Source organism: Natronomonas aquatica (assembly GCF_024449025.1).
Lineage (GTDB): Archaea > Halobacteriota > Halobacteria > Halobacteriales > Haloarculaceae > Natronomonas > Natronomonas aquatica.
Genome location: NZ_JAHLKM010000023.1, coordinates 14,484 through 36,621 on the forward strand (window position 1 = coordinate 14,484; position 22,138 = coordinate 36,621).

Below are 22,138 nucleotides of genomic sequence, written 5' to 3' on the forward strand. Positions count from 1 at the left end.
GGGAGAACCGTCATAGACCCAGCTGATAGTCATCTTCAGGATAGGTAAATACGTGTGATTATCCAAAGTTGTCCCAATCCTTACTTGCAGTATCTATGTGGTTCTCTGAGGGACGATTTTTCGACTCAATCAGATTGTATTGAAATTTAGATAGGTTATCAACAAGTAATTTCCACTCTTTGGAGTCATCCGGGACAACTCGCTTACAAACACCGATTTCTTCAGCCTTCGACAAAATTTCGTCTAATGTTCTCGACGAGAAATCTGTTTCACGGGGGCTTCCGAGTTCTGTGGCTCCCTTCGAGGGATTCTTTGCCATCCCATTTGTTTTGTTCTTTAATTCTGTGAACCCCATAGTATGATTCTCTGTCTTGAGCAGAATATACAGTACAATTTGCGCGTACTTCTTTTCTAAGAGATCGTTGAACGCTTCTTTGTCTACCATAGCGGTGATATTGATTAACCAAGCCACTCTGTAAATGAGTTTGCCCGTCAAGTGAATGGATATGGGCTTCTTGTGTCCGAGGATGTTGATGAGCGCAAAAGCGTAATGGACAGATGGCTGGATTCGTGCGTTCACCGTGGTTTGTCCGGTTGAGCGACGGTTTTTACCCTCTAAGGAGCTTTCTCTTCAAAAGAGCCGTTCACGACCTCTACCAGTATACTCGGTTAGAGTATTTAATGCAACTAACTCTATTTCAGATGCCCACAGAAAGAGCCTCTGTCGGTATTTTGTAACCACAACCAACCTTTATACGACATCTTTAATATATTTCGAGGGAACTTATTTATAAATTCATCGCCGATAAAGCCCGCTGTAGCCTAATCGTCGTATTATGCTTCCAACCCCTTCTCCAAGACATGGTCGGTTCCGGGGAGACCCCCAAAGAGTACGTACGCGAAAACGAGGAGCAGTTAGAGCGACTGATCAAACACAGTAACAACACCTTTGTCCGCGCTCTATCACTCGCCGCTCTCCTTGAATACGGAGAAGATGCCTCACCAGAAGCACTTGAAGCGGATATAGAGCGGCTGAAAGAGATGGCGGGGGGTGATCACTAATGCGTCTGGTTCCCCATGCAGATGATGATGGGTACCGGGTCTTTATGGAGCCGCATGAGTACCAGAAGTTTCTCGAATGCACCCCCCGTGATCGTGCAGAAATCGCGTGCAGGCTAGGGGGAGAATCATCACTACGGAAGAAAGAGGTCCGTGACGCGACCTCAGGCGGAATCTACAAATCCGAAAGCCCTGGAGTCAATATCTATTTTATGCGGGTGTGGGGAAAGGAAACCCGCAAAGAAGAGAGCAAAAAGCCACGAAAACCATGGGTGCCGAGATCATTAGTGCAAGAAATTGATCGATACTGCGAGCGAAAAAATATCAGGCCCTCGGAGCCCCTCTACCCGTGGTCAAGCAGCACCCTACAGAACGATATAGAAGATACGCGAGAGCGGGCTGCTCAGAAAACTGGGAACAACGATTTCCTGAAAGTGACGTTCCATGACTTGCGCCGATACTTTGCAACGAATATGTTCTATCGGCAAGGCGTAAATATTGAATTCATTGCGGTTCTTGGCGGGTGGGAAGATCCAGATTATATGAAAGATGAATACCTTGATCCCTACTTCGATGATGTGATCCAAAACCACCTGGCTGAAAAGGGAGTCCTCGATGTTGAAACCGGATATAAGTCAGATTCAGAGAAGGCACTTGAGAAAATAGATGCACTACTTGACCGCACGATGACTCTCGAAAAGACTCTCCAGTCTCAAGAGCAGGCCTCTGCGGAAGCGAAGAAAGATGAAAACAGCGGTGCGAATCACTCCCTAGTCGACTTCAGCTGAGAGTGATAACCGCTACTATAGTATCTCTCCGACTATTACAGAGTCCTACCATCGTTTACATCTCCAATAGTCCCCCGAAATCCACTGGGCGGTTAGCAAACCTGGTTACCCCATCATTCACGCAGACAGTCCACTCACGATCCCGTAACTCTCTACCTGGATACCGGTATTCGCTTCAACCCCCCGGTACAGCGTGGGTGCCTCAATCCCTTAGACATGGAGTTAGTTCCGCGCTCAAATCAGAATCATATTTTCTCCGGAGTAAATCACCGACTGGAGTAACGACGAGCTGGGGTAGACCCGCTATATCTAATACTCACACACGTAGCTGAATTCCCAGAACAGGTCACCGTCGCTGGGGTTCCATCCCATGTTGAAGTCTCCTGTATCGACAAATAACTGATTGGGGTTAATCATCCGTTCATGCATTTCTCTTCCGATCGTGGATGTATTCTCACTACTATGGTCAATCCCTCGATAATAGTTCAAATGCTATGATTTGAGAGAGTCGTATTGCAGCATATTTTCGATTTGTACATAGATGTTTAGCAAAATCGATATACAGTGGCTGTGGTTTACTGGTTGCTATTCGTCTATAATACGAGCAAGTAGGTAACCATCCTAGTGCAGTCACCTACTTTGTCTATTATTCCTTCTTGTAGACAACGCAGGGTATGTTACTTACCAAACACATATGAAAATGTAAAATTTAGTTCGTATATTCGTTAGGTGATTGTTTTGTTAGTCTGCTTTTATTATTTGCGTATAGCCAGGGTCCTCAAGCATCGACATATATGCCAGGTCAATATCACGGCCAGACAGGTGTACATACCTACCCGGAACGCGAGACCCTGGTACCCACCCGAACCACGCGCACATCTGCGCTTCTGTAAGGTAATTCGCCAAGTACGTCGCTCGACTGTGTCTGAAGTGATGCGGATTCACCGGTTTCTTGATACCAGCTTGTTCGCTGGCACGATCTAAGATTCGCAAACGAATGTACTGGTAACTAATTGTCTCATCCGGAGATCCTTGCTTAGTATCGATTTTACACCAGAGTGGAGCGTCATGGTGTCGGTTCGGGTGCACTGTTAGCCATGATTCAAGATACGGTTCAGATTCGAGGAGCAAGAGCCGGCGTGACCCCGTTTTTCCCGACACGATCATCTGCTTTCCGAGTGCCTTCTGTTCGATATGCCCAACTTCCAGATCGATGAGTTCTCCGATCCGCGCTCCGGTCTCCCATAAGACGGCTACAAATGCACGATCACGGTCGTTATGGCACGCTTCGAGTAGCGCTCGAATATCCGTTGGAGTGAGCAGGCTCTGGGGCAAAATCCGTTTTTGTTCCACGGGACCCCGCCGAATCCACTTCGTTTCCTCAGGGTCTTCACCATCGTTCAACCACTTCCAGAACTGCTTGATCGCTTGCTTGTAATCAACGACAGTAGAGGAAGACGTTCCACGTGTGTATAGCCACGCAACTAAATCGACTATCGCCTCTTTGTCCAGATCTACGAACCGCGTTTGCCCCACATGATCTGTGATGATCTTGAAATGGGCAAGCACCTTCTGCTGTTGGGCTGAACTAATATCTGCAAGAACCATGTCCCGGTGATACTCGACTATGAGCCGCTTATTTTCGGGGTGAATGTGTGTAGCCGACTCGATATACGCTAATGTTCGAGTCACCGCTGCCTCATAATCCATTGTAGGCATACCGCTCGTGAAGGTATCCAGCGAAGATAACGCGCGCGGTGAATTACTCACCCGAGATTCAATAGTCCAAGTACAGTCCACCGATCGGCTCTGTCTGGTACTCTATAGATAGCGTTTAAGTGGCCGGGCTATCTCCAGTTATTTGAAACATCTGAATGGTGGGTATATGAGCCAATCAGATCGACTGCCCTGGTACACTATATTGTATGAACTGGTACAGTCTGATACCGGGGACGAGCAGGTAATCGAGTTTATTGAGGAGCACGTCCCGGATGAGGGCGAACTCTTGAATTACAAATCGGATATATACATTTCTGCAAATTCATCGCACCATCAGAAGCGAAGAGAAAGTGAGTTCCTTGAATACTGTTCCGCGTTTAGTAACGTGGTACATCCATCTAATCACCGATATTTGTTTATCGGCTTCGATAACGATGGGGAGTTTACGGGTATCCAGTACAGGAATGACCGAGGCGGAGATCATATTCTGGATGTTGATGACGCACGACTCCGCAACGTCGTTTCCGATGATATGTACCCTACCCCAACCTTCGAATTATTCAAATTCGAGCACGAGGATGACCGCGGCGGCGTGCTAGTTGTCCACAAGGCTGACCAGCCACCCGTGGTCATCTCCTCGACGAAGCGGCGGAACGACAATGTGGAATTCATCGCTGAAGGGCAGGCATATACGCGCAACGGGTCCCAAACCGTCCTGATGGAGAATCCGGACTATCGGGAACTGATCGAAAGCCGAGAACGAATTATTGACCAGAAACTGCAAGAGATCTCCGACAGTATGGGGCAGGTCGTGGGTATTTCGTCCGACCAACTCGCTGGAGTGGATCTAACGGTCTCACCACAGGAAGAGGGCGGTATCCCTGTTGAAGAATTTCTCACCACTGAACCACCATCCGATGTCGACGGGAAACTCATCAGCGCCGTCAAGAGCTGGGGCGGAACCGCCGATTTGCTTTCTCACCGACCGGCGATTTACGAGTTCTACGAGGCCCGAGATGATCTCCAGATCGACGAAGACAGGAAAGCGGAATTCTTGTTCCGCAGCTGTCTTAGGGCGTACGTGACCGGTGCAGAGTGGTTACTCCGGTACGAATCTGATGTTAATGATCTGTTCGATCGGATTATTGCAGAGGATATTCATCACAGATCGATCCGCAATCTAGAACACGTGCTCTTGGTTCTGGATAAGCAAGACCATCTTCAGACGATTACAGATGACGAAGATATTGATTACAGCCTCTCTAAGTCCGATCAATATACCAGATTGTGTGGAAATTCACTTGAACACAGAGTGGGTGAGTACGCAGGGGGTCAGATTACGTATGGCGGTTCAACGTACGACGTAACCGAGCTACTGGATGATCAAGACACTGCTGACGAACTTCTTGATGAGGTAATTATGGATCTATTAGATAATGATTCGAGTAGTGGTCGAGGCACATTACGTCGAGTCGAATTAGTTCGGTTGGCTGCCACTGTCGATTAATCCTCATACTCGGGCTGCAACACGATGACTTCTGCCAATATGAACTTTGGAGTCTTCTTATAGACTCCAAAGTTAAGGCGGTCGAGGCGCATAGCCGTATATAAAGAGTGGTCGTTAGAATGAGCGAATCTGCAAACTCCAAAGTTCGTGCGAAAGTCTGGGTGACACCCGACCAAGTCGAGGCACTTCGATCGGCATCCTATTCGACTGGCACAGAATACCTACAGCAACGGAACGAAGCCATCATCGCGTTCATGTACGATACTGGGCTACGAGTCGGAGAACTCGTTCAAGTCGACGTGAGCCTTCTACGAAACGGAAATTCGGAGCTCTATCTTCCTACGGAGATTCAGAAAGACTACCCGAACGAAAACTCGCCCCCACCAGTGACACTCACACTCTCAAAGGATACCACGAGACTCCTCTCAGCATATCTCAATGCCCGGTGGAAGGATTCACCGGCACTCTTCCCCTCTAGGTCTGCAGACCGGATTTCGGAACAAGGCGTGCGAAATATGCTACACAAGGTTGCTGACGAGGCCGGTATCCAACCCTACAAGGTCGATGGTAGTCGGGGCGACGCGAGTGACGTAACCCCACACGCTCTCCGACATGGAGTGGCATATCGTATGATGAACGAAGAAGAGGGGAACACGCTCTACGATGTGCGAAATCGGCTTCGCCACGGGAGCATCCAAACGACTGAGCGGATCTACGACCACCTACTGAAAGTCTGATTCACCTACGAAATCAAATAGGCATATGTGGACAGACGAGGGATACCCGGTTCGAGAAAACACCGGAGAGACATCGCATCCATCGATTGACGCAGTCATCGACCTCGCGTTCGAACGAGCTGCTGATCCACGACCCCGCGACCATCCGAACGCTCATTTCGACCAGTACATCTCCAACGCCATCACCCAATTCGGTGAGGACGACGTGGCGAGCTGTATCCGCCATACCCTCGTCGACGGCTACACGCACCGTATGGCCGGGACGGCCGCCTTCGGTGAGGATGACTACGTCTGGGGGATCAACGTCGGTGTCGCCGCAATCGCCTATCTCAGAGAACTCCACCAAGAGAAGGGGGCATCCGACAATTCATAACGTCATTCGGTGAACGCATCTCGCTTGCCCGTATCAACAAAGCCTGAATCCCTCTGCTCGACATACCCATACGCTTCGAGTTGCTCCAACTGCTCGACGACGTGATCCAGATCGAGGCCACGTTCATCTGCAATCGCCTCAACGGACATCGGCTCGTCTTCACTCAACACGAGTCTGACTTCTAACTCATCCATATACTGCGCGTAGTACGCATCAATGACCTCTTCAAGTGGTGTTTGAACCTCATACTGGTCGTATAATTCATCCAGCGATTCACGGATGTGGGTCGTGAATTGCTTCCCATTCAGCAACTCGATCTGTGCGCCGGTTTCATGCTCGATGGCGTCGAAGTCGAGATTCGTTTGTACCAGTGTATTCATGTCATCGATGTCGTCAGGGCGCTTTGCGACTGCTTTGAATAGGAAGATGTCTTCCAGCGCCGTTAACCGGACGGACAACTGCCCAGATGTGAGATAGTCTTCGCTCCGGTGTTGCATCCCATCGCTGAAGATGAGTTTGTTGGCAACCTGCCGATTGAACACATCTATCCGACACCCATCGTCGTTCTCGACACACAACCTCGCCCCCAACTGCTGGTACGTCTCGTCAAGGTCTGAGACTTCCTCGTATCCCTGGTTATCTAATGCGGCGAGTAATCGGTCGAACTCCACCTCGGTCGTGACGACCAAGTCGATGTCCTTGGTCGTGTCCTTCAGTCCTCGGAACGCCATCGCCCCGCCACCGATGAGAAAGGCTGTAATCTCGGTGGTCAGCGCCGCTCCAAGTTCCTGCAGTTCGGCCTCGATATACGCGGCATCGAACTGGGGACGAGGCGTCATACAGATATATCGTAATCATCTGCAGTCGATTTGAACGTGTCCCATTCAGGAAGCTTCTCCCCAGCCACATCACCGCTGGTTTCGAGGTACGTACAGAGCGCCTGAACGGTTTCAGTGAGGTTGAGGTCGGATTCTCGATTGTACCGCCCTGCAGTCTCCGTGAGTGTCTCTGCATCAATCTCACAGGCTGTGATCAGTAAGAGACAGTACGATCGGTACCGTGCGCCATCATCGATGAGGAGCAAGTGGCACACAAGGTCTTCCGGAGTGAGTTCGGTTCGATCCTCGGAGCGGAAATAGTACTGCTCTTCACGCGTTAACAGCGGGATTCCGTATTGTTCGAGTGCACCCGGACCAGTCCGGTGAAAAAGTGACGCAGTCACGTCCGTCCGGCAACTGAACAGGTACTCATCAACATCCATCCAGATGAGACGGACACCAGTAGCGTGGTCGCGTGCTTCCTGTCGATGCAGATGGCGTACCAGCGACCGTGCGAACGCAGCCAATCCCTGGAACTGACTCGTCAGTGCAAATCGGCTATCGCGTTTCCTGACAATACCGACGTTTCGTAACTGTTTGAGTCGCCGGTAGACCGTTGCACGACTCACATCAGTCCAATCCGTGAGTTCCGCAGCCGTTCGTTCAGTATCCAAATGGTACAGGAGTTGGATGGTCGACCCCGCAATCAGGCCAGCGAAATCGACGTGCGGGAATTCACGTGCGAGGTCTGCAAACCGTTCGGTCGGTTCGGCGTTCGACACCGAAACCCGGTATCGACCGTGTTGCTGCTCTCTGGTAACCAGTCCGAGCTCGGCAAGGTGCGAGACCACGCGAGACGTGTGACTCGGATCCCACTCAAGCGCATCAGCTAACTCCCGCTGGACCACGCCATCTACCCCCTCGGTACTGAGGTATGAGAGGACAGTGAGTTCCGATTCAGAGAGCACTTTGTCTCAAATCACGCAACTCATTTATAAATATCTTGCGTGTTTTGAGATACAGTCTATCCAGCGCTGTCGTGAACGCTGCTAAAGCAGAAATAATTCAGCGTTCCATAGATATATATCGCCAGAACAAGTAGCTACAGCAACGGACCCCCACACATGGACCTCACAGACATCCCCGACGATGCATACGACGGCGAGGAGTCACCGCCTGATCTCGACGCATTAGAATCACCTGACTCGCTCCTCAAAGATGGCTCAATCCGAGAGCGACTCCTCGACGTTGTCATCGGACTCCGGACACCGACGAAGGTCTCGACGATCGCCGATCGTGCCGATTGCGACACCGAGACAGCCCGGGACTACCTAGAGTGGTTCGACGAGATGGGGATGGTACAGCGGCACGACGGTCGTCCAGTCCGGTACGAACGCAACGACGCGTACTTCCAGTGGCGACGCATCGACCGGATCCGCGAGGAATACTCCGAGCAGGAGATCGTCGACGCACTCGGCGACACGCTCGAACAGATCGAGAACTACAGAGCGCAGTTCGATGCAACGCACCCAGACGAGGTGTCCCTCGTCAACGCGACCCAGGAGCAGAATCTGTCCACCGAAGCAGCCTGGGAAGCGCTCTCTGAATGGGAGACGCTCGAACAGCGAGCCGCACTCCTCGACGCAGCTCGCCGAAACAATCCAGTTTCAGGCAGCAAGCCCGGTCCAGTCGATGCCTGAGGACACGACTGACCCGCCCAGTCGCGGCCCCATCGACGCAGAACTTCTCGACCGGATCGCCGCACACCTCGCCCGTAGTGATCGGTTCGACAACATCCAGACACGACCGGAATATGCGCCGAACGCGGTTGTCGCTGACTACGATCTCGGCTACTTTCCAGGCGGCGTCAGCCGTGCGTATCTCCGAATCCGCTGGTTCGAGACCGACGACTTCAGCATCCACTATTCGGACCAATACCAGACCGGTAACGAGTGGGAGTGCCGATGGGACCGGCACCCGAATGACCATAACACCCGCGAGCACTTCTACCCGCCCCCAGATGCACCGACACCCGGAGAGGATGCCGACTATCCCGACGACTGGCGGGACGTACTCGCAACCGTCCTTACCGATCTCGATGACCGAATCAAAGCCTTCTGGGACGAGTAGTGATTTCAATACGGAAACGTAGAGCCCAGTCCTACAGAACAGTATTCAGTTGAGCACAACTCAGCCAGGTTATTGTAATTGCTCTCAGGCGTGGAGTCGGCTGCAGAACATCAACAGAAACAGATGACTACGTTAGTCTGAGAGTTTCTCTTTCGTACAACTGACGTTCTCACTTATTTGGCTTACTTCCGACTCTCGAATATCCGCCCAGTTAGCCTGCGTCATCAAACCATAGTGCTCCGTGATAAGGTAATCAATAGCCTCAGCAGCTGAAACGCCTGCTTCAACAAGCGCGCGAATCCAGTAACCATCTGGAATGCCCTCGTCCTCTTCCACGTCCACACGGACCAGCGGATAGTGCGGAACAATGTTTTCCTCAGAGAGGATGCGTACGACGGTTTCCTGTGTCTCTCTGTCTATGTCCAAAACACGCCGAACAAGATGGTCTACTTGGAATCTATCCCCCCACGGCTCGGCGGTCCACTGTTGGATTGAAACCGGGCCAGAAGTATGTCCCACTAAAGCGTCCTCACCACACCTGCCGATTTCCTTGACATACTTACGCTCGAATTTGTGGCGACGACAGTGGAGCGATTCTAGTGCTTCGACAACGTCGTCACTGATCTCCTCAATATCACGGATACTCTCGATAGTGGTGTCCAGTTTGTCCCACGCGATCCCACCATCGTAAGTCACGTTGAGCGTGCCGACACGCTTGACACCGTACCAAGCATCCACGAGCTGGGTTTTGTTCGGCACAGTCACGAGAACGTCCACGCCACTCTCCGGAATGTGGTAGATCCCGTAGCTAGCTTCCGCTGGGCCCTTGATTTTCACGCGGTGTTGCCAGTTCTCTGGGATCGTCCAGAGGTGTTCACCAGCAAGAACTGCGTCACGTTCAGCGGGGACACGCTTGGTCCATCGATCCCGCGACTCTCTTCCTCGGGAAACGACGACGTGTTCGTCGTTTTCCCGGTAGGCGTAGAGATGGCCGTCTGCCGAGTAGTGCCTGACATCGTCGTTGCTGAACCGGACTTCATCAGAGTCGCGGATTGTCTCGGTGCTGCCGTCAGTCATCGCCTCTGTACTCGTGTTGTCAGTGTTGGATTCTGTCATAGCGGATCCCTTGATGCTGGTCTCAGCCTCTTCATCGCCGACTGTCTGGTTATGCACGCGTCGCATACTGCAAACCCGGTAAATTTGTGATGAGTTTTAAAACCAATGCAGCAAGGGGTGTGTATCCCTCGTATTGTCGAGTCTGAAGGGGTTGAAAGGGCCGAAATACAGATTCACAGCGGGTGACCCAGACTCACAGCACGACCATACCGACCTACTTATAAATAACACCAATCTCGACCGGGACACGAATACAGAGACACCTTGATGCAAAAACCAGAAATTGCCAAAACTCAAGGACAGCAGGCATATTCCACAAGTGAATGATTACGGCGCTGGCACGGGGAACCCCATACCAACCCCGCTGAAACACGGGGTAGTCTCCGTCAGCCCGTCACAGGTCTGCAGCGACTCGCTCAAGCACCGCCATCACGGCCTCAACTTCCGCTCGGGTGAGCTCGGGCTCACCGTCGGTCTCAGCCGCGTGCTGCGTGGAGTCGACTATGTCACTCGACACATCCTGCTGACTGGCCTCAGCAGCATCATCACCATCAGCAACAGTATCGAGCCGTTGTTGGCCTGCTGCGTCAGCTGCATTCCCCGTACCGCTGGGACTCGCAGTCGACTCAGTCCGCTCATCGTGCGTCGGCCGGCCGCCACCACCGCGGAACGCGTCCAGCGGGAAAGAGTACGCATTGGCCCTTTTCTCGCGGTGAAATGTCGTGCGACGAGACACGTCGAGCACGTCCATAATCGCCTGCCGGTCAACCCCGCGATCCAATGCTTGGCGGACCAATTCATCTTCGACCCGCTGGACCAACGTCTGCGAGTTCGACGGGATATGCCCGCGAGCAGAGTGCTCGATCTGCCCGGTCAGGCCCCACTTCCCGGTCTCGACATCCTGGTCGACGATTTGACGGTCACGGGACTGGACAATATTATCCAACCCCATCAGCGTCGCCAGCCGCTCTCGGACCGCTGTCACCGACAAATCCGCGGTCAGGGCACGCGCGACCTCACCCGTCGTCGCAGGCCCCTTGTCCGCGAGATACTGTAGAATCTCGATGTCCTGCGACAGCAACACGCCGAGGTCCTCATCGCTCAACGTCACCGGTGCATCCTCATGGGTCGCCTGCTGATGGATCCAGTTGTGACACGACCGACACAGCGTCGTGAGGTTCTCTGGTGCATCCCCATCGATGCCGTCCGGATTCCGCTCGATATGATGGACGTGCAGGGTCGCTAATCCGCCACGCTTCGGGCCCTTGCGTCCACATACCCGGCAGCGATACTTGTCGCGCTTCAGCACGTCAGCCCGCACGGCCGCATCAAGCGACTCGGATGTTCGAGGACTCCAGGTATCTTCCGCACTGGACTCGACATCCGTGTTCCCGGCCGTCTGTTGCTCGCTCGATTCGTCACCGTCAATTCCCGAAGGGTTTGTCTGCGCCATGGGTTTCACGCTCTGGATTGGTGGTCGCTGCTGTGTCCGCGAACCGCAGGTGCGTCGTGGTGTATCGCTTCAATCAGCCGTTCACCGCGGCCGCTACTCCGACATCAAGGGGCTGACTCTACCGGTGTTATCCGTACTCCGTGGGCGTTAGCGATTTCACGTCAAATTCCGATTTCGCGCAGTACTGCTCTGCAAGCCGGCCAAGCGCCCGTGTCCGCAGCACGTCCGCGACATTGTGCGTAACCAGGTCGGCCAGCCGGCCTTCCTCAAACGCGTCGATGGCCTCGGCGCTCTCCGTAAACGGGTCGATCATGTTGAGATCCCCATCACAGAGCGTCCCATATACTGCGGCGAGACTCGACTGCTCATCGCCGTCCACGGTCGTGTTGAACCGGCGAGAAATGACCGGCATCACGTCCGCGAACGGCACGTCCCGGAACGGCCACTCGACGCCTGTCGCCACCAACCGTGTCCGCAGGAACGGTAAATCAAACCCATCGCGCCACCGCTCACCGTTGTACGCAACGAGTAACACGTCCTCGCCACACACTCGCTCAGCGACAAACTCACCGACCGCTCGCAGCAGCTCGGATTCCGCTTCGTGAAGCGAGACGACAACTCGCTCCCCGACTCGCTCCCGCACCTCATCCTCAATTTCACCAGTGCCCACTGCAGCACTACCAGCGTGTACGAACACGCGGCACCCCAACGGCACTGCAAACCCGACGGCCGTCACTACATCATTAACCTCGAACCCTGTCGTCTCAATATCGAACGCAACCTGCTCCAACACCATCACACCTCACCCCCTGCAAACTCGGGACTCCGTTCAGGAACACGATCATCGCTCACCGGCCGAACCCTGATCTCACCGAACCCGAACCGCGAATGCGTCCCGACTCGGAGCACCCCGTTCTTCGCTGTCTCAACCGGGCGCGATCCGTCGTATCCGACGATCTGCCCGTGATCAATCGTCGCCAACTCATACACCTCGTCATCATCAACCAGGCGCTCCGTCCGTCGCCGTAACCCGGCACGGCTCGCCGCACTCGCCCTGCAGTCACCATGACCGTCAGCCGGAGATGCTCGTGGACGTGAGGTGTCCCACCACCACGGCACCGACTGTTCATCCGCATTCGGGAATTCACTTGCCACCACGAACGGTGACACTAACTCAAGGACGTGGTCGTCTGCTGCCGTCACTCGGTCATATGCCAGTTCATCGAGCTCGATAACCTGCGAATCTACGAGCGACAGTCGACCGAACCCGTAGTTCCGCGCCCCACCGGCCTGCAGCCGATCCAGCGTCTCGTCCGCCACCGGTAGCAGCGACTCCCCGTGCGTACCCGACATCGTGTGCAGGTAACACTGGACGAACCATCGAACCGAGCGCTTCGAAGTCTGCATCTCTGGCGGCCGACCAAACCACGTCACCGGATCGAACGCGAGTCGCCCACCGTGGCTCTGCACCGGATGCGCGTTCTGCGCGTCCCGTGGCCACGACGACTTCAACCAGCGCTGCGCCGCATCCCGCAGCAGGAACAGGTCATCATACGACTCGACTGGCGGTAACGACACTCCGACCTTCCCTAAGGATGACTGGGAATACCACGCCGGCGGCGTCCCGTACGTCTTCGGCAGGAACACACCGTGACTGACGCACAACGCTCGCCGCATCCGCTCGTCGACGCGCTGCGCTAACGCCTGGTACAACGCGTTCCCCGTCACGTAGTACGGGTGGCCCAGGTACGCCGTCTCCAGCTCGAACAGAACCTGCTGGATCCGCGTCACGCTAACCACCCCTCATTTCCACTCCAGATGCCGAGAGATTCCAGGGAACAAAGCGCCGTGGGCTGTAGCCCAGACACACCCTGTTTCCAGTGCCACCAGTTGTACAGCGCCGCTACCGCCTCAACACCGAGGCCGATCGGGACAGATTGTAGCCACCAGTCCCGCAGCGGCATCGCACCTCGACGCAGTGATGCCGCCCCTCTATCTCGACGACCACACACCCTGTTTCCAGTGTCTTCACGGAGATACTCCCACCACGAGGCACACACCCCGTTTCCACTGTCTTCACCACAACGACCACACACCCCGTTTCCAGTGCCACTAGCAGGAGACACGTCGACACCGTCGAATTCGGGCATCAATCCAGACCCGCAATGATCGGATCCGAAGCGCCCCATCATCACGACCACCCCCGCTCAACATCAGCAGCATCAGCATTACGCACACCACGCCACGCAACGAACTCCTCGATGTACTGCAGCGCCGTCGACCACGACCGCAGCCGGCGAAGCTGCGCATCCAACACCATCAACGCCCGCGACCCGTCAGTGTCGAACGGTTGGTCCGACAGGCGTGACCAGCCATCCGCAAACGACCGCGCCGGCTCCGGCCCGAGCCTCGCCGCCGGCCGATCACCCGGATCACTCGTCACAGCCAACGTCACCAACGGCGACCACAACACCGTCCGATGCGGCGACACCACGTCACTTTCCAACGCCGCCTCAGGACCCACATCAGCAGCCGCCGACTCACCAGGCCAGACCGCCAAGAACAACTCGTCGAAGCTCCGTCCAGCACGGTACTCCGACAACAACGCCGCCGCTAACAACACGTGGTACTTCAACGACGTGTACGGATAGTACACTGACTCGTTGAACGCTGCCGCCACATCGCTCGTCAGCCACGCCGCGTGGAGCCGAGATGCGTCACCAGAGACAACCAAGTCTCGGAACCCACCATCCGCTGCCGCTTCGATCCGGCCAGATTCAGTCGCGGACTCACCCGTCAGCAACGACAACCGATACGGAGACGAGTGGTTCGCCACCGTTTGGTCCGGCTCACCTGAGGGCCGACTCAGCAACGCCGCATCACCATCCGCACCCAACGGGACGGCCTCATTCACGCGCACACCGTGGTACTCGTCAGCTGCCGCACTATGCCGCCGACCATTCATTTTGTGTACATCGTGGCGATACACCGCCACCATCGGATCAGCAACCGTCTCACCGACAGCATCAGCATCCACCAAGTCACGAGCGTCGCCCATCAGAGCTCACCTCGCTCCCCCTCGTCGACACTATCCTGACGATCAATCGCCGTGCCCAGCTCGCCGTCACTATCGCTCACACGCGCCTGCAACGCCCGCGTGAACTCTTCGCGGTAGACTTCACGCCACTGGTCGTCTTTCTCCTGCATCGCTGTCGTCGCGTTCTGCGCCCGGTTGTACACGCGGCGGATCTCCTGGTCGGTGTACAGCGGATTCACCACACCTACATCTGCAATCCCTGCACCGAAATTCCGCGCACCACCGAGCTGGAACTCGAACGTATCACTCTTCGAATTGAGCAACGATACCGCTTCTAGCAACAACCCGACGAACTCCGGTTTCAGCGTTCGCAGTGTCAACAGCCACGTTCCCTCGACGTTCCCGACTACGTCACGGGTGGCGTGCCGAAGCGGTTCGCCACCATCCTCGTCATTCCGTGAACGTACCTGCGTGTGCAGCTGCCGGTAATGCGCCTCGGCCTCACCACGCAGCACGTCAACCTGCTGTCGCACCGGCGAGAACCGAATCGGCCGACGCAACAACTCGCCCGGTTTGTCACCGAATCCACCGAACAACTCGTAGACAACACAGCCAGCGTCGGTATCGCCTGCCTCAACGCAGGCTCCTTTCTCGTGGTACCCCTGGCTCAGGTCACGATCATACACATCTGTACGCATATAGTCCGCATTCGGTTCACCTGGATGGCACGCCGACATCCCAGCAATCTGCAACACGCGTTCACAACCGTGCCGTAACCAACCCGACAGCGTGAACGGCGAAATCTGCCCGCGAATCTGATTCATTGCATCGTCCGCCTCGTACCGATCCGCAGACGCGTGATGCCGATCAGTCACGATGCCGTCACCCGGTGCAAGCAGATCCACCCCAAGGTCGAGGTAGAGATCCGGGAACGTCGATTCATCAACAGGTGGAAGCTCGAACTCACCGTCGAGGTTCCCCGCCGAGAATGACGGGGACTCCGATCCCCCCGTCATTGCGAACCACCACTGTCGCACCACGACGACGGCTGCTCACGGCCAGATGACTCTTCCACCACAACCGAATGAGTCACATCAACTCCGGCATCCTCACCATCGGCACCCGAGTCCGGATCAGCATCATCCAGCGTGTATGCCTCTATCGTGTTTACCGGACTGAGGGCAACCAGCTCAGGGTCAAGCAATACCGGCCACGTCGACTGCGTCGCGGTGTCCGACACAGTACCAACACGCCCCCGCACAACCAGCTCACGGAGCGACTGATCCCACGAGCGATTATACTCATCTCCGTGACCACGGCAAAACGTGTCCTCAACCATAAATTTCGGACCAGACTCCGACCGAAAAGCGGACACAGTAATGCGTCCACCTTCACGGATTCGAGAGTCACAGAATTGACAGATAACGGCCCCTTCCGCCGAATCGGATAGTTTTAGTTTGTTTATGTCTTCAATAAGCTCGCTGTCGATACTTTCTTGATTTGGTGGTGTTGATTTCGTCATGGGTTCGAGATTGGTTATTCTGAACCCAGCCTGGGTGCTACCACACCCGGGCGTTTCCTGATTAACGCCCTATGGCTGGGCTTCCACCCATTAGTCATACCGCTAATGGCATAAACCTTTGGACGTTCGACTAATGGATACCGTCCCAGCACTCATTAGTGAACCGGGATCAATACCGATGATATGGGCGACCGGAAGCGTGACGAGAACAGTGGTCGGTTTAGCGAGGAATATCCTCGGGAAGATTTTCTCCGGGTCCTTGAGGAACTAGGTGCAGCCGGGACGACCGACGTTGCTGAACATGTGGGCTGCGACCGAAGAACTGCTTATCTGAAGCTCCAAAGCCTCGAAGAGGAAGGCGATGTCGAGAGTCGAAAGGTCGGAAACGCTCTGCTGTGGGAATTAATAGACGAATCTCAGGGAGTATGAATCACTCCAGTTCAATCGCCTTACTAGCCGCATCAAGGGGATTAGTGTAGAATACGAGTTGGAGCTGGTCAAGGAGTTCGTCGGGGATTTTCGGTAAGTCTTCTTTGTTCTTCGCAGGAAGGAGCACCGTTTTGGCTCCAGAATCCGCAGACAGTTGGAGTTTATCGATCAACGAACTCACGGAGACTAGCTCGCCCATCAAACTCATCGATCCCAGTACGACGGTCTGTGGCCGGACTGGTCGATCAAGAATGCCCGAAACAATACCGACGAGGAGCCCGACACTCGTTTCACCACCCTCATTCGCATCAGAGGGGTTCAGAACCTGGACGTTGATGTCGTATTCATCCAGAGTCTCTTCACGACTGAGTTCCCGCATATTTGCCTGTAGATAGTCACAGGCGGTTTCAAACGACTCTTTCATCCGCTTTCCGGGCGTGCCCGAAATATTCGTCTTGCCCGATCCGGGGAGTGTCTGAGTCTCGATTCGGAAGGGAGCGTGGCGTCCTTCGCTCTCGCCTATTGTGTAGACCGTTCCCGCCTGCTGTGTTCCTGGGGGAATGAGTGACTCGTCTGCTTCTTCGGGTACTGAGACATAGATCTCCTCTTTCGTATCCAAGTCGAGGTAGGAGAATTCGACGGCACGATATTCCATACCGCCAATCCGCTTCAATTGTTCCTTGACTCGACGACGACCTTCCATGGCGAATTCGAGATACTCTCGGAGTTCTTCTTTCGTGTACACACCATGTGGATGAAGTAGCTTGAGTAGACCTGAGACAGTCTTACGTACGGCCTTTTCGTCTCGTTGGTTCAGGTGGTCACCAAACGCGAACTCCTCGTTGATCGCGTCACCGTACGACTCCTTTCGGAGCTCCCGGACGAACTCAGCGAAGTAGTCGACGATGAATCCAAACTGGTCGCCAAAGAACTCGGACCGCATCTTCGGGACTTCCCACCCTGGAAGGTAGTAGTGGAATCGGTCGATGAGCGCGAGATCCTGCATATCCTCGGGGAACGGTTCAAAGAGGTGTGAACTCTTGAGAACGCCTTCAACGTCAAGGTCGATATTCCCGACATAGACCATCGAGGCTTGGGCGGTGAGCTCTTCAGTCCCACGAGAGAAGCTTCCGGACTCCATGTAGTCTTTGAGCATCTGGACGGCTTCCGAATCGCTGAACTGGAGTCCCCCGACCTCGTCGAACGCGACGACATCCCAGCGACCGACGAGTCCGATCCGTCCTGTATTCAGGTTCAAGAAGAGTTTCGCAACGGTGGTTTTACCGCCGGAGATGAGGATTGAATGGGGACTGATTTCGCGGTAGAGATAGCTCTTTCCCGTCCCACGTGGTCCCAATTCGACGTAGTTGTAATTTGACTCGACGAGGGGTATACACCGAGCTAAGAAGAGGAATTTCTCGCGGTCGCTAAATGAAGAGGGGTCGTAGCCGACGGTCTGAAGGAGAAGGTCCATCCATTCGTCGCGCGTGAAATCGTTACGTCGATCTTTCAGTTGGTCAAGGTCAAGATTCGATACCTGTATGGGTTTGAATGAGTCGATGCCGAAGAGGCTCTTTGGACTGTTCGCATTATCAGGGAGATATTCCAAGTCGATGATAGCCCAGACGCCACCACCGAGGAGCTTTGGATGCTTGCTGACGAGATGTTCGTTGATCTCGACATCGCTCAAACCGAGGTTGACAAACGAACCGATGTAGGCGTCCTGTTGTTCATCGAGCCTGACGGTGACCTTGTCAATGACGCGATAGCGTCCCCGCTCTCGAACCTCGCTCTTGACGAATTCGGCTTCGTCAGGACGAACGTAGTGCTTTGACAGAATCTCTTTGACCTTTTCGAGGCCCTCTTCCAGAGATTCCTCGTCATCAGTCGCACAGTACTGTCCGATCAGATATTCGAGAACGTAGGTAGGGACGTTTACCCCGGATTTGATGTCCTGAACAAGGTCTTTCCGGACGACGCGCCCGGAGAAGACATCCAGGGCTTTCCGATCTACGTCCTCAGTCGTCATTATATAACGGCAATGTTGCCGGGGGCATATTGGTGTCGGTCATCAGGAGTGAGAACTCAAGATAATGAATGAACCCTACTCGAATTCGACTACGACAGCCCGTTGTTGTAGCCGAGAGTACTCACACGTCAAATCCCATATCGTCATCTCCGAAGAGTAAATCGAGGCTCACAGTCTGTCTCGTGATCGTCTCTCTGGTGTCAGTATCGACGACTTCGAATTGGACCATATCTTCACCCGAGATGGCTCCCTGTTTGAGCCGAACACGGGTGCTATTGTCGCCAGGGGAGATCTCCATCGTAACAGGATCTGCGACTGGCTCACCATCGATGGTTGCACGAACCTCTAATGTTGGTGCGGGGTCGAAGGCGACTTGCCCACTCTTGGCCTCAATCTCCACGGTGAGTATGGAGTTTGTAATCGGATCGGGGATCGAGACATCGTAGCTGATCGAGGCGCTCTCTTCGATTTCGCCCGTGGTCACAGTGAGACACGGGACTAGGAGTTCTTGAAGCGAAATCCCACCGTGGAAGTAGCGCATATTCCCACCTCGTGACTTGAAGCACGCGACACTACGGGGGAATAGCAACTTGATCTCGGGGCCATCAATGCCGAGTTTCGACAGTGCCTCGTGATCGATCTCGACGAACTCATCAGTATCGACGAGTGGCGTTTCGCGGTCGGCAGCAGCGAACCGGCGTTTGACGACCGGAGCAAGGTCAGGAGCCTCGACTTTGTGATCATCATTCAGCCGGTCCGTATACAAGAACCCGTGATCGCTGGTGATCACGAAGCGAGTATAGCCGGCCTGTTTGAGACGCTGGACAGTCCGTTCGACATCGTCGACGTGAGACGCAACCTGGCTGAATGCAGCATCGTCGTCAAGACTCTCGCCGAGTTTGTCTATCGTGCCGGAGTAGACGACACGCGGAACGGGGTCGGACTCGGTCAGTTCTTCCAGTGAAATGTCGCCAACCTCGTCCATATCGACGACCTCGAAGCCCGCAGCACTGAGTCGTTCGACGCGCTCGGCCTTTCCAGCCATTTCCTCACCACTGCTGGTGACGACGAGTTCGTCGTCGTCGAGTGAGAGTCCGAGTTCACCCGGAAGGTGTGCGGCCATACCGACCTCTGTGATCGAGGGCAGTGCAGCACTCACTGCGGAGAGATCCTGTTCGAAGTCGGTTCGGCGGCCAAGATTCTCACGGATGGCTTCAGCAAGTTCGTAGCGGAGCCCGTCACAGATAATGATCGCCGTCCCGTCATCCACCTCAGCGAATTCCTCATAGAACGAGGTTTGTGGTGTTCCGAGTGTCGGATCGTCGCTCAGAATCTCTGCCAGAGGCCGGTTGACACCCTGAAGGAAGGCCATATAGTGGTTGGTGACCTGGCGTTTCACCGTAGCTTCCTTTGGGTACGGGAATGTGGCCTTCTGGGTCGCGTCGATGTAACGCCGATAGGCTGCATCAACCTGCCACCAGCCGTCATCGCTCGTGTACTGTCCCGCAAGCTGTCTCGAACCCATCGCTTTCGCGTCGTCGACATCGACGGTACCGATCTGACGAAGCGTCTCAACCGCCAAAGCAGGCACCGACCAATCAACGAGGTCCTCGTTGCTCCAGAAACTGTCCCGGCGTTTCGTGACTGTCCGATTAAGTTCCGCCGCGATCTCCGGAAGATCAGCATACGTTCCCTCAGCAAGTCGATCCATCACGAGCCGAATCAGGCCAGTATCGATTCCCCTGAACGCTGTGGCGTTCCATCGGGTTTGGTCGGATTCGATCACGGCCTCTGTGAGGTCGTAGTCGGATTCGATCTCCCGTGAATAGCGAGTGAAATCGGCGGGAGTGTACTGCTGCCAGTCGTCGCAAAACTCCGCCGCAGCTTGAGCATCGTCCGCAGCGAGATTGTCGTACTGGGCGGTCGGCGCACGACTCGTCACCTCACCGAAGAGGAGTTGAGTTGCCAGTTCTTTCGGGTCCAGTCCGGCATCGATGCCGTACTCCTCGCGGAGCTGTGCATCCCAGGCATCAGCCATCGCGTTATCTTCGATGTCTAAGCGATAGTCCTCGGGGGCAGCAAGATAGTCGCGTACCCACTCGTCGATTGCTGGGCCTACAGTCTCGAAGAGCACACAAAAGAACGCCAGACGCTGGTACTCGCGGTTCTGTCCCCAGTCCTCGTATGCGTCCGGAATTTCTTCGTCGTGCTCGACGAGGAACTGTGTTACCGGTGTGTCATCAATATCTTGACCGACGCGGTACTGGCGGCCGAGCGCGTGGACATCGCGGAACCACTCGGCGTCATTTCGGGACTCTGGGATGTAGAACAACCAGTTCTTCTCGTAGTCCGGATCCTCGTTTCGGAGACGGAGCTTTAGCTCGAAGTAACTGCCGTTGTAGCGAGCCAGTTTGACATCGTCGAGTTCAGCTTCGACCTCGTTGAGAACGCCCTTGTACTTCTCCTGGGCATCGTACCACACCCAGACTGGGTGTCGATCGAATTTTTGACGAAGTTCCGTGATAATGCTTTCCGCGAGATCACCCATATCGAATTACCTCGAATAGCTCGATTTCAGCTTCGGAAGTCCAGTTTTGAGGACTTCGTACTGGTCCCATTCTTTGATGTTCTCCCAGATTCCTTTCTCAACATCAACACTGACGCCATCATCGACCATCTCATCGATGGTCTCCCGGAACTCCTTGATGTCATCGAGATCGTCTTGGACTTTTTCTTTCCTCTTCAGAAGCTCCTTATCCGGATTGTCGCCACTGGTTTGTGCGTTGAGGGTTTCAAGCTCATTTTCGAGTTCATCGATTCGTGGGTCGAGATACTGTCCTCGGAGTTTTGGGAGCGTGTTCTCATCTATTTCATGGTAATAGACGAAGCAACTGAATGCACCGTTAGAACTTTCTAGTTGCCAATAAATCGGTGTTCTTTGCCCTCGGCGCTTGTATTCGTCGGTGTGGTGGTTTCGAAAGAATTGTTTCCTCATCCATTCGGAAGGCGAATTTCCTAAATTAGATCTGATCTGATCCAATACCGTAGCTGGTTCATCAAATAGAGATTCAATCGATTCTTGAACAAAATCACTAAACTCATTTGAATAGGGGCATATTGAGAGTATTTCCTCTTTATCTGTCGAAATCCCGTCACTTGACCATCTACCGAAATACAACCCTAAAATATATGATAATAAACGGCCTGCAATGTCTTCATATTCATCTGCAGTATAGAGATTGTGTCGTCTTCGCAGTTCCGCGATAAGATATGGCGAGATCTCCAACTGTTCTGCCAACTCTATAATTGAACTTGACTCACCGTTCTCAATACGGTCTGATATTTCGCCTGTGTTTAATCACTAGCGGGCGGGGGATCACGTCGTGAGATCAAAGGCGTTGAAGCGGGAGAGTAGTGATTG

The 22,138-nt window shown here is 54.2% G+C and carries 22 protein-coding genes; 8 read left to right on the forward strand and 14 right to left on the reverse strand.

Annotated elements, in window-relative coordinates; translation table 11 throughout:
- Positions 1 to 58: 58 nt before the first annotated feature.
- On the reverse strand, positions 59 to 580 hold the full coding sequence (locus KM295_RS13080) for a hypothetical protein (RefSeq protein WP_256030399.1): 522 nt from the start codon (positions 578 to 580) through the stop codon (positions 59 to 61).
- Positions 581 to 861: 281 nt separating this feature from the next.
- Here KM295_RS13080 and KM295_RS13085 point away from each other — a divergent pair, with 281 nt between their 5' ends.
- Both KM295_RS13085 and KM295_RS13090 read left to right on the forward strand, forming a co-directional pair.
- Positions 862 to 1,062, forward strand: coding sequence for a hypothetical protein (locus KM295_RS13085; RefSeq protein WP_256030400.1), 201 nt, complete (start codon positions 862 to 864; stop codon positions 1,060 to 1,062).
- Positions 1,062 to 1,847: a site-specific integrase gene (locus KM295_RS13090; protein ID WP_256030401.1), complete on the forward strand. Its 786-nt coding sequence runs from the start codon at positions 1,062 to 1,064 to the stop codon at positions 1,845 to 1,847. Before KM295_RS13085 ends, KM295_RS13090 begins: the two co-directional genes overlap by 1 nt.
- A 741-nt stretch (positions 1,848 to 2,588) precedes the next feature.
- Here the strand turns inward: KM295_RS13090 and KM295_RS13095 are convergent.
- Entirely contained in the window at positions 2,589 to 3,557 is a 969-nt protein-coding gene (locus KM295_RS13095) for a tyrosine-type recombinase/integrase (RefSeq protein WP_256030402.1), read from the reverse strand.
- Between the two features lie 175 nt (positions 3,558 to 3,732).
- Between KM295_RS13095 and KM295_RS13100 the strand changes: the two genes are divergently transcribed.
- The 3 genes from KM295_RS13100 (at position 3,733) to KM295_RS13110 (ending at position 6,183) form a co-directional block, all read left to right on the forward strand.
- Positions 3,733 to 5,073, forward strand: coding sequence for an AlbA family DNA-binding domain-containing protein (locus KM295_RS13100; protein WP_256030403.1), 1,341 nt, complete (start codon positions 3,733 to 3,735; stop codon positions 5,071 to 5,073).
- Between the two features lie 119 nt (positions 5,074 to 5,192).
- Entirely contained in the window at positions 5,193 to 5,810 is a 618-nt protein-coding gene (locus tag KM295_RS13105) for a tyrosine-type recombinase/integrase (RefSeq protein WP_256030404.1), read from the forward strand.
- A 25-nt stretch (positions 5,811 to 5,835) separates the two neighbouring features.
- Entirely contained in the window at positions 5,836 to 6,183 is a 348-nt protein-coding gene (locus KM295_RS13110; RefSeq protein ID WP_256030405.1) for a DUF8158 family protein, read from the forward strand.
- Positions 6,184 to 6,185: 2 nt separating this feature from the next.
- Here the strand turns inward: KM295_RS13110 and KM295_RS13115 are convergent, their stop codons facing one another.
- Together KM295_RS13115 and KM295_RS13120 are read right to left on the reverse strand one after the other, a co-directional pair.
- Positions 6,186 to 7,022 carry a helix-turn-helix domain-containing protein gene (locus KM295_RS13115; RefSeq protein WP_256030406.1) on the reverse strand — a complete coding sequence of 279 codons (837 nt, stop codon included), beginning with the start codon at positions 7,020 to 7,022 and terminating at the stop codon, positions 6,186 to 6,188.
- A complete protein-coding gene (locus tag KM295_RS13120) occupies positions 7,019 to 7,969 on the reverse strand; it encodes a helix-turn-helix transcriptional regulator (RefSeq protein WP_256030407.1) in 951 nt (316 codons plus the stop codon). The genes KM295_RS13115 and KM295_RS13120 overlap by 4 nt, the downstream gene beginning before the upstream one ends.
- A 156-nt stretch (positions 7,970 to 8,125) precedes the next feature.
- Between KM295_RS13120 and KM295_RS13125 the strand changes: the two genes are divergently transcribed.
- Together KM295_RS13125 and KM295_RS13130 are read left to right on the forward strand one after the other, a co-directional pair.
- Positions 8,126 to 8,701: a DUF7342 family protein gene (locus tag KM295_RS13125; RefSeq protein ID WP_256030408.1), complete on the forward strand. Its 576-nt coding sequence runs from the start codon at positions 8,126 to 8,128 to the stop codon at positions 8,699 to 8,701.
- Entirely contained in the window at positions 8,694 to 9,131 is a 438-nt protein-coding gene (locus tag KM295_RS13130) for a toxin-antitoxin system TumE family protein (RefSeq protein WP_256030409.1), read from the forward strand. The genes KM295_RS13125 and KM295_RS13130 overlap by 8 nt, the downstream gene beginning before the upstream one ends.
- A 132-nt stretch (positions 9,132 to 9,263) precedes the next feature.
- Here KM295_RS13130 and KM295_RS13135 read toward each other — a convergent pair whose 3' ends face one another.
- The 7 genes from KM295_RS13135 to KM295_RS17220 form a co-directional block, all read right to left on the reverse strand.
- Positions 9,264 to 10,313, reverse strand: coding sequence for a hypothetical protein (locus KM295_RS13135; protein ID WP_256030410.1), 1,050 nt, complete (start codon positions 10,311 to 10,313; stop codon positions 9,264 to 9,266).
- A 328-nt stretch (positions 10,314 to 10,641) separates the two neighbouring features.
- On the reverse strand, positions 10,642 to 11,700 hold the full coding sequence (locus tag KM295_RS13140; RefSeq protein WP_256030411.1) for an HNH endonuclease: 1,059 nt from the start codon (positions 11,698 to 11,700) through the stop codon (positions 10,642 to 10,644).
- Between the two features lie 127 nt (positions 11,701 to 11,827).
- Positions 11,828 to 12,496, reverse strand: a complete 669-nt coding sequence (locus KM295_RS13145; RefSeq protein WP_256030412.1) for a ribonuclease H-like domain-containing protein — start codon at positions 12,494 to 12,496, stop codon at positions 11,828 to 11,830.
- Positions 12,496 to 13,491, reverse strand: a complete 996-nt coding sequence (locus KM295_RS13150; RefSeq protein ID WP_256030413.1) for a hypothetical protein — start codon at positions 13,489 to 13,491, stop codon at positions 12,496 to 12,498. Before KM295_RS13150 ends, KM295_RS13145 begins: the two co-directional genes overlap by 1 nt.
- A gap of 400 nt (positions 13,492 to 13,891) precedes the next feature.
- A complete protein-coding gene (locus KM295_RS13155) occupies positions 13,892 to 14,758 on the reverse strand; it encodes a DUF8168 family protein (protein WP_256030414.1) in 867 nt (288 codons plus the stop codon).
- Positions 14,758 to 15,753: a hypothetical protein gene (locus KM295_RS13160; RefSeq protein WP_256030415.1), complete on the reverse strand. Its 996-nt coding sequence runs from the start codon at positions 15,751 to 15,753 to the stop codon at positions 14,758 to 14,760. Before KM295_RS13160 ends, KM295_RS13155 begins: the two co-directional genes overlap by 1 nt.
- Positions 15,750 to 16,259 carry a DUF8112 family protein gene (locus tag KM295_RS17220; protein WP_472924554.1) on the reverse strand — a complete coding sequence of 170 codons (510 nt, stop codon included), beginning with the start codon at positions 16,257 to 16,259 and terminating at the stop codon, positions 15,750 to 15,752. The genes KM295_RS13160 and KM295_RS17220 overlap by 4 nt, the downstream gene beginning before the upstream one ends.
- Before the next feature lie 183 nt (positions 16,260 to 16,442).
- Between KM295_RS17220 and KM295_RS13170 the strand changes: the two genes are divergently transcribed.
- Positions 16,443 to 16,688 (forward strand): helix-turn-helix domain-containing protein, encoded by a 246-nt coding sequence (locus tag KM295_RS13170; RefSeq protein WP_256030417.1) that lies wholly within the window; start codon positions 16,443 to 16,445, stop codon positions 16,686 to 16,688.
- Position 16,689: 1 nt separating this feature from the next.
- Here KM295_RS13170 and brxL read toward each other — a convergent pair whose 3' ends face one another.
- The 3 genes from brxL to KM295_RS13185 form a co-directional block, all read right to left on the reverse strand.
- The gene (gene brxL / locus KM295_RS13175; RefSeq protein ID WP_256030418.1) at positions 16,690 to 18,717 is read right to left on the reverse strand and encodes a protease Lon-related BREX system protein BrxL; all 2,028 of its coding nucleotides are present in this window, start codon (positions 18,715 to 18,717) and stop codon (positions 16,690 to 16,692) included.
- A 121-nt stretch (positions 18,718 to 18,838) separates the two neighbouring features.
- The gene (locus KM295_RS13180; protein ID WP_256030419.1) at positions 18,839 to 21,265 is read right to left on the reverse strand and encodes a PglZ domain-containing protein; all 2,427 of its coding nucleotides are present in this window, start codon (positions 21,263 to 21,265) and stop codon (positions 18,839 to 18,841) included.
- A gap of 6 nt (positions 21,266 to 21,271) precedes the next feature.
- Entirely contained in the window at positions 21,272 to 22,015 is a 744-nt protein-coding gene (locus KM295_RS13185; RefSeq protein WP_256030420.1) for a BREX-1 system adenine-specific DNA-methyltransferase PglX, read from the reverse strand.
- Positions 22,016 to 22,138: the final 123 nt, after the last annotated feature.